Source organism: Anabaena sp. 90 (assembly GCF_000312705.1).
Taxonomy (GTDB): Bacteria; Cyanobacteriota; Cyanobacteriia; order Cyanobacteriales; family Nostocaceae; genus Dolichospermum; species Dolichospermum lemmermannii.
This window is the reverse complement of sequence record NC_019427.1, coordinates 1,058,590-1,070,320: the sequence shown is the minus strand read 5'-3', so window position 1 is coordinate 1,070,320 and position 11,731 is coordinate 1,058,590. Positions and strand designations below refer to the sequence as shown.

The window sequence follows — 11,731 nt, the reverse complement described above, 5'->3', positions numbered from 1 at the left end:
GTGCTAGGGGAACCCTCGTTAAGCAAACTTAGGTAGACGCAGAGGAAGAGGGGAAGGAGAAAAGATGGAGTTGGAGATAAGTAACGATAAGTCTGTCCAAGCTAGGGTGTTTAAGGCGCTAAATGAAGCGAAGGAGAGATTAAAAGCTGTTGAAGCTCAACAAAGCGAACCGATTGCGGTTGTGGGTTTGGGTTGTCGTTTTGGTAAAAATATTTCCACTCCTGAAGCTTTTTGGTCTTTTCTCAAAGCTGGTGGTAATACGCTCACAGATGTACCTAGCGATCGCTGGAATGTGTCTGATTTTTATGACTCAGATCGTAGTAAACCCGGCAAAATCTATGTATCTCAAGGCGGTTTTCTCAATGACGTGTCGATGTTTGACGCGCACTTTTTTGGGATTGCACCGAGAGAAGCTTTGCATATCGATCCTCAGCAACGGTTACTTTTAGAAGTTGGCTATGAGGCGTTAGAAGATGCTGGTATGGCTGCGCCTACTGCCAGAATCGGCAAAACCGGTGTTTTTATTGGCATCACAAACAATGATTATGCTCGTCTGATTGCACCGGGAGGAGATTATAGCACAATAGGGGCTTATCATATCTCTGGCAACCATATAAATGCTGCTGCTGGACGCATTTCTTATCTTTTGAATCTCAATGGCCCTAGTTTGGCTATCGATACGGCTTGTTCTTCTTCACTGGTAGCAGTGCATTTAGCTTGCCGTTCTTTGCGCTCCCAGGAATGTCGGCAAGCTTTGGTGGGGGGAGTAAACCTAATTCTCACCCCGGAAGTGCCGATCGCCTTGTGCAGAAATCAGATGTTAGCTGCTGACGGTAGGTGCAAAACCTTTGACGAAAGTGCTGACGGATTTGGGATTGGTGAAGGTTGCGGAGTTGTTGTTTTAAAAAGGTTGAGTGAAGCCTTAGCAGATAGTGATCGCATTTGGGCGTTAATTCGAGGAACATCTGTCAATAACGATGGTGCCAGTGGCGGTTTTACTGTTCCTAATGGACCTATGCAGACAGATTTAATTCGTGATGCTTTAGCTGATGCTCGTCTAAGTGCCAATGCTATTGATTATGTCGAGGCTCACGGTACGGGTACATCTTTAGGAGATCCGATTGAAATTAAAGCGATCGCTGATGCTTTATGTGTCAATCGCTCTCCATCCCAACCTTTGTTAATCGGTTCTGTCAAAACAAATCTTGGTCATCTAGCGGCGGCGGCGGGGATTTCTGGCTTGATCAAGACTATATTATCTATCTATCATGGCGAAATTCCGGCACATCTCAATTTCCAAAAACCAAATCCTCACATTAATTGGGATAGCATACCTCTGCACGTGGTGACACAGACTCGCCCCTGGACTCAAGGCAATGGCAAGATAAAAGCGGCTGGAGTCAGTTCTTTTGGAGCATCGGGAACAAATGCTCATGCAATATTGAGTGAACCTCCGCAAGTACAATCCTCAACTAAAACAACATTTCCTGTACTGGTAACTCTGTCTGCTAAAGATGAAGAACGATTGCGTCTGTTGGCTGCTAACTTTGTTAATTATATTGACCAAAAACCGGAAGTTAACTTAACTGATATCGCCTTTTCTGTAAATACAGGTCGTTTTCATCATAAACAGCGATTAACTTTATTAGTTTCCAATACTGCTAGTTTTAAAGAACAACTTCGAGCTTTTGTTAATGGTAATGACCGAGAAGCTAATATCATTTACGGTGAGGTACGAGTAAATACTAAAATCGCTTTTGTTTGCAATGATGCAAGAACTATATTTCCGGCGATGGGGAAAGAGCTTTTTGTAAATGAGCCTGTATTTCGTGATGCTTTGATGCAATGCGATCGCCTATTTCAAAACTATTTAAATTTCTCTATAGAAGACTTACTTGATAACAATCAAGATATAAACGATCCTTTATATGTTCACCCAACATTATTTGCGCTGCAATATGCTCTTTGTGAACTCTGGAAATCTTGGGGAATCCGCCCTTCTGCAATTTTAGGAAATGGTTTAGGCGAATATATTGCTGCTCAACAAGCTGGAATTTTTTCGATTGGAGATGCAGTTAAATTAGTGGCAACTCGCGTTCATTTATTTAGCGAGCAAAGTGGAGAAAAAGAATTTTTAGCTTTTCAAAAAGTAGCTGAAGAAGTTTCTTATCGTAATCCACAACTCACTTTAATTTCTAATAATGGTGAGGTTGCTAATAATTATATTAAAACTGCTGCTTACTGGTTGCAACAGCTACATCACCTAGACAATATTGAAAAAGGGATTTTTACCTTACATCAGATGGGCTATCAAATATTTCTAGAGATTGGAAATCAGCCCATAAATAATATCGTTCATAGTAAATTACCAGCAAAAGAAATCCTTTGCTTATGTAGTTTAGCAAAAGATTGCAGTAATTATCAGCAAATCCAAACAGTCATAGCTGAACTATATGTAAGAGGAGTAAATATTAATTGGCAAGAATTCCATCGCTCTTGCTCAGGACAAAAAATTAGTTTGCCCAGTTCTCCTTTTATTCGCAAACGCTACTGGGTAGATGCTATTAAATCAAATCGCTCTGGACACCCTTTATTAGGCGATCGCTTCCCCTCTCCCCTCTCTTCTATTCAATATCGAGCTAGTATTAGTCAGAACAACCCAGAATTTTTAACAGAACATCAAGTTTTTGATAAACCGATATTTCCTGGTGCAGCTTTTATTGAAATGGCGTTAGCAGCGGCACAAAGCCAAGCTGTAATTTTAGAAAATATCGAATTTCAAAAAGCACTATTGCTGCAAGAACAAGAGGATACATTACAGTTAATTATTGAACAAAATTGTTTTCAAATATATCAGCAAAGTAATAATAATTGGGATGTACTTGTTACCGGGGGAATTGATAGTTTAAATATACTAGATGCAAATCGCCAAAATCTAGAACAAATAGCTGCTAACTGTCCAGAGCAGATGGAAATTAATTCATTTTATGAAAGATATCAAAAATCAGGAGTTAATTACGGCAGTAGCTTCCAGATCATTAATAAGCTTCAACGTGGCAAAAATAGTGCATTTGCTAAAATCAAGTTAACACAAATTCAGTGTCTAGAAGCCGAAAAATATAAGTTTCATCCAGTAATGTTGGATGCTTGTTTTCAGGCGATCGCTGCAATTTTATTTCAGCAAGAATCATCTGTAACTTATGTCCCAGTCCGCATTGCTAAATTTCAATTCTTCAAGTCCCCAGGTGCTAGTGTCATCAGTGCAGCTCGACTAACTAAAAATTCTAATAACTATATTATCTCTAATATTGATATTTATTCAGAACAAGGTGAGTTACTAGTAGCAATTACAGGATTTGAACTTAAATCAGTTCAAAGTCAAGAAATTATCCGCCATCAAATCCAACCACAATCTTACATGGAGGAGTGGATTACTTTAGCATCATTGTTACCTGATGGTAGAGATTATTTACTAAACCCTGATGCCATTAAAACTCTAGTTCAACCCCAGCAATTAGAACAGCAATTAGCTGAAAAATTGTACCAATATGAACGCTTGCTTGAAGAAATGGAAACTTTAAGCGTAAGTTATATATGGGAAGGTTTAAAAGAGCTTAACTGGCAACCCCAATTAGGTCAAATTTATCCAGAAGAACAGATTGCTACTCAAGGTGGAGTTGTTGATTTTTATCGTCCTTTATTGTCGCGGTGTTTAGCAATTCTAGCTGAAGAAGGAATAATTACTCAGCAAAAAGATGGATGGTTATTAGCAAAAGAACCTGTTATATCTTCATCTCAATTACCAATTCAACAACTACGTAGGGAATTTCCTGATTACCTTGCAGAAATTAATTTGATAGAACGTTGTGGTTCGGCTTTAGCTGCGGTAATGCGCCGCCAAATTGAGCCATTAGAATTACTATTTCCCCAAGGCGATTTGAATGCGATCGCATCTGTATATTCTGATGCGGCTGGTGCTAAGTTGATGAATGAACTAGTCGCAGCCACAATTAAAACTGTAGTAGCAAATTTACCAACAAATCGACAGTTACGCATCCTCGAAATTGGAGGGGGAACAGGCTCAAGTACCGCAGCAATTTTACCACATTTACCTCCAGAACAAATTGAATACACATTTACCGATATTTCTTCTAGCTTTTTAACCAGAGCCAAAGAAAATTTCAGTAATTATCCCTTCATTAAATATCAAACTTTAGATATAGAAAAAGCCCCCATTTCTCAAGGATTTCTACCTAGTTATTTTGATATTATTATTGCTGCTAACGTCCTTCATGCCACAGCAGATATTAATGAAACCCTTAATAATGTCCGTTCTTTACTAGCTCCTAATGCCATACTCATACTATTAGAAAGTACCGGAGCGCGTCCTTGGGTAGATTTAACCTTTGGGTTAACAGAAGGATGGTGGTTATGCAGTCAAGATCCGCACCGCAATGGTTATCCATTAGTAGATACAGAACATTGGCAAAACCTACTCGCCAAGCATCAATTTACAGAAATTAACATCATCGAACCAACCAATCCAAAGACACGGAACCTATTACAACAAAGCGTAATCATCGCCAAAAGCAGCCTTCCTTCTCTATGCACCTCTGTGTCTTGGCGCGAAATAATCTTTGCTGACACTAACGGAATTGCTCGCAGTTTAATCACCCCATTCCAACAGCGAGGAATTACTTGTTCCCTCATCTCCCCTCAAGACATTAACCCCGATAACCCCGACGATTACCTATCACTATTACAAAACCTGATAACACCAGAAACCCGTGAAATCATCTACCTCTGGTCATTACAAGAAATAGAAGGCGAAATTTATCAAGCTGTAGAAATTCATTGTAGACGTTTTCTATTTCTACTTCAGGCATTATTACAACAAGAAAACCCCCCCGCGCTCATTCTTGTTACTCAAGGGTCTGTACCAGCAAAAGAAATCACAACCTTAACTTCTCCAGCCCAATCTTCCTTATTAGGAATGGCTTTAAGCTTAGTTCTAGAGCATCCCGAACTAAATTTTAGAGCGATTGATTTAGATCCTCATGCACAAGATTTAGGAGAAAAATTATTTAGAGAAATCCACAACAACACCCAAGAAAACCGCGTCGCTTTGCGGGGCGAACAACGCTTCTGTCCGCGTTTGGTAGAGCGCAAATTAGCAGATGGAAACATCAATTTCCGTCAAGATGGCTTTTATCTAATTTCTGGTGGTACAGGCGGATTAGGTTTAGCCACTGCCCGATGGATGATAGAACATGGCGCGTGCCATTTAGTATTGTGCAGTCGCAGTGGTGCAAAAGCTCTCAATCCTGAAATTCTAGCAAGTCTGCAATCCATTAACGAAGACATCCAAATTAAAGATGTTGATGTCACAGATGCCGAGAAACTGCACGCCCTACTAGAAGAATGCCGATCGCAATATCCGTTGCGAGGAATTTTCCACATCGCTGGCACTTTAGACGATACAACATTACTGCGACTGACACCAGAACGTTTCAACTATGTTCTCGCCCCCAAGGTGAAAGGAACTTGGCTACTGCATCAACTAACCCTGAACGATACCTTAGATTTCTTTGTTTGTTATACCTCTGCTGTGTCGCTCATTGGTTCGGCGGGACAAGCTAATGCTGCGGCTGCGAATGCCTTTGAAGATGCCTTTACCTATTATCGTCATGCACACAATTTACCAGCTACAGTCATCAACTGGGGGCCGTGGAGCGAAATCGGTGCAGCAGTCGATCGCAATGTCTTAGAAAGATTAGCAGCCAAAGGTTATGATGCGATCGCACCAGATTTAGCACTCAATACTCTAGAAAAAATTCTGTTTAATCAAATTGTACGTGCTGGTGTAATTGCTATTGATTGGCAACGTTTTCCATACATTAATCAAAGCTTTTATCAAAACTTCTTACCCCAAATCAAACCTAAATCTCAAACTGCATCCAATCTTTTAGAACAGTGGCAAATCATACCTGTAAAACAGCGTCGTGATTTACTTATCCGCCAAATTAGTTTGCGAGTTTGCACTGTATTAGGACTATCAACTCATGAAGTATCTCCCCAACAAGGCTTTTTTGACATGGGGATGGATTCTCTCACTTCCACAGAACTTCGCAATCTTCTGCAAACAGATTTTAATTGCTCTCTACCCACAACAATCGCTTTTCGGTTTCCCAATGTGGAAACTTTAGCAGATTATCTCCTGCGGGAAATTTTAGTTACCTCTGAGGTGCAAACTCCTGTACAACAACTAATACAAGAAGTTCCCCAAATCCAAATTGAAAAATATACCCCCGAAAAACCGCAACAGGAAGAAGATCCAATTGTGATTGTAGGGATGGCTTGTCGATTTCCTGGCGGTGCGAATGATTTGGAATCATTCTGGCAACTTTTAGAACAGGGGAAAGATGCAGTCAGAGAAATTCCCAGCGATCGCTGGGATATGCAAGCATGGTATCATCCCGATCCAGATACACCAGGAAAAATCTATTCTCCTTACGGAGCATTTCTAGAGCAAATAGATCAATTTGATGCCGAATTCTTTGGCATTGTCCCCCGCGAAGCAGTCGCCATCGATCCTCAGCAACGCCTACTATTAGAAACAACTTGGCAAGCCTTAGAATCTGCTGGGCAAAACCCCCAAAAGTTACGCAACACTCAAACAGGGGTTTTTGTGGGGGCGATGACTCAAGACTATGCCCAGTTGAGTTACGCACCAGAAGCAATTAACGCCTATACTGGTTCTGGCACTTCTCTGAGTGTAGCTGCCGGTCGTATTTCGTATGTACTGGGCTTACAGGGACCATCAATGACAGTTGATACTGCTTGTTCTTCTTCTTTAGTAGCAGTACATCTAGCTTGCAATGCTTTGCGTAATGGTGAGTGTGACATTGCCTTAGCAGGTGGTGTGAATATAATTTTAACTCCGGTAATTTCCTTAATTGAAAGTCGCGCCCATATGCTTGCACCTGATGGACGTTGCAAGACTTTTGATGCGAGTGCTAATGGTATGGTACGGGGCGAAGGCTGCGGGATGATTGTTCTCAAGCGGTTGAGTCAAGCCGTTAAAAGTGGCGATCACATTTTAGCTAAAGTTCATAGTACAGCCGTAAATCACGATGGATCAAGTAGTGGTTTGACTGTACCTAATGGTGATGCTCAAGAAAAATTATTACATCAAGCATTAAAGGCGGCGAAACTCAACCCAGAGCAAATAGATTTTATTGAAGCTCATGGTACTGGGACAGCTTTAGGCGATCCGATTGAATTAGAAAGTATGGCTGCGGTATTTGGCAAACGTCTCCAAAATCGACCTTTAATTATTGGTTCTGTCAAAACTAATTTAGGACATTTAGAAGGAGCAGCCGGAATTGCTGGGTTAATTAAAACTGTTTTAGCCCTACAACATCACAAAATTCCTCCCCATCTTCACTTTCAACAACCCAACCCCCGTTTTGATTGGAGTTCTCAGATTTTTGAAGTTCCAGTACATGGAAAAAACTGGCATCCTAGCCAACGAGAACGCATTGCTGGAGTAAGTTCTTTTGGATTTAGTGGTACTAATGCTCATATTATTGTTGGAGAAATTGCATCTAATTCTCCACAGCCATCTGAGCAGAAATTTTACCTCCTGCCGCTTTCGGCTCGTTCTCAAAAATCTCTCAAAGAATTAGCAAAAAATTATCAATACGCTTTAAATGAATCTGTGAATTTCGCAGATACTTGTTTTACTGCCAGTACAGGAAGGGCTATTTTCCGGCATCGATTGTGTGTCTTGGCTGACTCAAATACTACAGCCGAAAAAGCACTTGCTGATTTCCAAAAAGGTGAAGATTCTGATAATTTAATTACTCCAATTACATCAGAAACTCAAACAAAAGTAGTTTTCCTATTTTCAGGACAAGGTTCTCAATATTCAGGGATGGGACAAACTCTTTACAACCAAGAACCCGTCTTTAAAAATACTCTGGAACTTTGTGACAACATTCTGCAACCTATTTTAGGAAAGTCGCTCTTAGGTTTAATTTTTCAATTGCAAAATAGTGAACAGCTAGAACAGACTCAAATCACACAACCAGCCCTGTTTTCACTGGAATACGCACTTGCGAAATTATGGCAATCTTGGGGAATACAACCTGCTGCCCTTTTAGGACACAGTATTGGTGAATATGTCGCCGCTTGTTTAGCAGGAGTCTTTTCTTTAGAAGATGCTTTGCAGTTAGTTGTTCAACGCGGTCGCTTGATGGGAGAACTACCGCATAATGGAGCAATGGCAGCAATTTATGCTGATTATCAAACAGTAGCCGATCATCTGACTCCCTATGGAAATCAAGTAAATATTGCCGCAGATAATGGTGCAATTAATGTTATTTCTGGCTTGAGTGAAATTGTTGAACAACTAGAGAAATCATTTATGGAGCAAGGTTATAAAACTAGACGTTTGGCAGTATCTCATGCTTTTCATTCTCCTTTAATGGAGCCAATCCTTGATGATTTTGCTAAGATGTTACAGCAAGTTTCTTTCCATGAACCAAGCCTGAATATTATTAGTAATGTCACAGGTAAACCAATTGGCAAAGAAATTGCTACTGCCGATTATTGGCTGCGCCATCTTCGCAATACTGTACATTTTGGTCAAGGATTTAAATTGTTAATTGACAGTGGTTATCGCCATTTTTTGGAGTTAGGACCAAAGCCTGTGTTATTAGGTATGGCGCGGCTAAATTCTCAAAGCAAAGAAATATTATGGCTACCCAGCATTGTACCTGGACAAGATGAACAAGCCCAGATGTACAGAAGTTTAGCAACACTTTTTGTTAATGGTTATTCTATAGAATGGACAGAGGTATTTAAGCAAGTCCAGCGGGTTCTTTTACCTACTTATCCGTTTCAACGAGAACGTTATTGGTTATCAAATCCACAATTTTTTGTAAGTGATATTAAGACTAAACTGCATCCTTTTATTCATGAGGTTAAAAAGCTAGCTACAGGAGAAATTATTGTTGAAGGAGAGATAAGTTCTGAGTATCCAGATTATCTGGAAGGACACAAGGTATTTGGAAAAATCTTGTTTCCGGCTACGGGTTTCATTGAAACGATTTTAGTAGCTAGTCGGCAAATATTTACTGATGATTTGGCGATTATTCAAAATGTTGCTATTCATCAGGGGTTAGTTTTATCTCAATCTCAAACTAAATTGCAACTGATTTTTAAGTCTAAGAAGTCGTCTGGCTATAGTTTTGAGATATTTAGTAGTGATTCAGCAAAAGATAGTTGGGTACTTCATGTTACGGGTGAGATTAACGTTAATGAAAGACATGAAAAGCTCACACACAGACGCAGAGACGCAAAGGATGAAAGAAGGGAATCTGTAGATCTAGCCAGATTTTATGAGTTTTATGAGCAGATGGGAATTAGCTATGGTCAGCGTTTTCAGGCTATTCAAGAACTCAGGTATTTTAGCAGTAGTTCTCAGGCTAAAATTAGTATCGATCGCAGTTTGGTAGATCGGCGATATTGTTTGCATCCTGTGCTTTTAGATGCTTGTTTACAAAGTATTGGCGCGGCTTTCCCAGAAATTCACGGTCAGGAATTGCATTTACCTTATGGTTTCTCTTCTCTAGAATTATTTGGCAATCCTGGTACTCAAGCTTGGACGCACATTGAGATTAAATCTCAGATTGATGGTGAAATCTGTGTAGATGTAGAGGTTTATGATGAGCAAGAACAGCTTTGCGCTCGGTTTACAGACTTAACAGCACGGCGGATTAATCCAGCAGTTTTACAACGTTTATGGCAAGAAACTGAAAATAATTGTTTTTACCAGGTGCAATGGCAAAAGCTTGATTCAGTTTCAACTATTACAGGAAACTCTCAACATTCATGGTTAGTGTTTGTACGTCCTAGCACAGCTTTGTATCAGTCGATTAATTTATTGCAAAAAGCTGGAGAAAGAGTTATTACTGTAGAACTTAGTGATGATTATAAACGTCATTCTCTAGAAAGTTTTGTCATCAATCCATCTCGGAAATCTGATTTTCAACGTTTATATCAAGAAGCATATCCATCGGGTGAATTTCCTACGGGTGTGATTTTTGCTTGGGAAACTGTACCTAATGAAGCAAGTGCAGATACAGTTTACAAGAGTTGTAATGCTGTATTGTATTTAATTCAAACTATTACTAGTAATATGAAAAAATTACCTGATTTATGGTTAGTAACTCGTGGTGCGAATCGAGTTTTATCTGAAACTTATTTGCAACCGGAACAATCTCCGCTTTGGGGATTAGGAGCAGTAATTAATCATGAATATCCCCAAATTCGTTGTGTATGTTTAGATTTACCAGCAATTGTAGAATCTCATGAAGCTGAATTTTTGTTCAACGAATTTCATACATCAGGCAGTGAGTCACGCCTAGCTTTACGCCGAGGAAACCGTTATGGAGCAAGGTTAGTATCTGCAACAATTCCCGCAGCCCAAAAACAGCAATTAGTTAGCAAAGAGGGAGCTTATTTAATTACAGGTGGTTTGGGTAAACTTGGCTTGCTCATGGCTCAGTGGTTATCACAAATGGGATCTAGCCATTTGGTTTTGTGTAGTCGCCATGTCAAATCTCAACCAGAAGCGATCGCCTCATTAACTAAAAATGGTACACAGATTACAATTGTCAATGCTGATATTACCTCAGCCGCAGATACGGAACAGCTATTCTCCCGTTTTGGCGCGGATTTACCCCCCTTACGCGGAGTCATTCACGCGGCAGCTGTCCTTGATGATGGGCTTTTAACTAATCAAAATTGGGAAAAATATCAAAATGTTATGCGTCCCAAAGTGGAAGGCACTTTATTATTAGACCGCTACACCCGCAATCTATCTTTAGACTTTTTCATAGCCTTTTCTTCTGCTGCTGTAATTCTAGGTTCACCGGGACAAAGTAGTTACGCTGCTGCTAATGCTTTTATGGATGCTTTAATACAGCAACGACAAAGTTTAGGATTACCAGGTATTAGTATCAAGTGGGGCGCATGGGATACAGGGAATAAAATTGAAAAACAACGTTTTGCTAATTGGGGTATTCACAGTATGCCTTCTGATACCGCTATCAAATATCTCAGTGACTTAATTCTCAGCGACGTTGATCAAGGAATTATTCTTGATATTGATTGGTCTACTTTTAATCAAGCTTTTAACATTAATCAACCATTCTTTGCCGAAGTAATTACAACTAAAGCAGATAGCAAAGAGGCAAAATTATTAGAACGATTAAAGTCTGTATCTATAGATGAGCGAGCAGAAAATTTATCGCAAGGAATTGAGCAAATTTTACGCGAAGTTACCGGATTATCTGCTAGTAGTGTGATTCCTCACCACACCTCATTTTTAGAGTTGGGTTTAAACTCGTTAATGGTACTAGAATTTAAAAATCGGCTGCAAAGTAATTTAGCTTGTACTTTACCTACATCTATAATCTTTGATTATCCTAATATTGCGAGTCTCAACATTTATTTGCAGAAAGAAGTGTTAGCAGATTCTGTTGATTTTGAGATAAAATCAAATGAATCTAGTGAGATTGTCAATCCTTATGAAAGTCTCAATGAAGATGAGTTGGCTATACTACTTAATCAAAAGTTAGCGGAGCTTGAAGAATATGGTGATTAAATATTAAAGCTAAATTTCAGTGCGTCAAAAATTTTTAATTGATAAATAGGAGAGTAA

1 protein-coding gene is annotated in these 11,731 nt (G+C 39.6%); it reads left to right on the top strand.

Features of this window, described 5'->3' with window-relative positions; all coding sequences use genetic code 11:
* Positions 1–64 precede the first annotated feature (64 nt).
* Complete coding sequence (locus tag ANA_RS04845) at positions 65–11,674, top strand: type I polyketide synthase (protein WP_015078937.1); 11,610 nt, start codon at positions 65–67, stop codon at positions 11,672–11,674.
* The last annotated feature ends 57 nt before the right edge of the window (positions 11,675–11,731 follow it).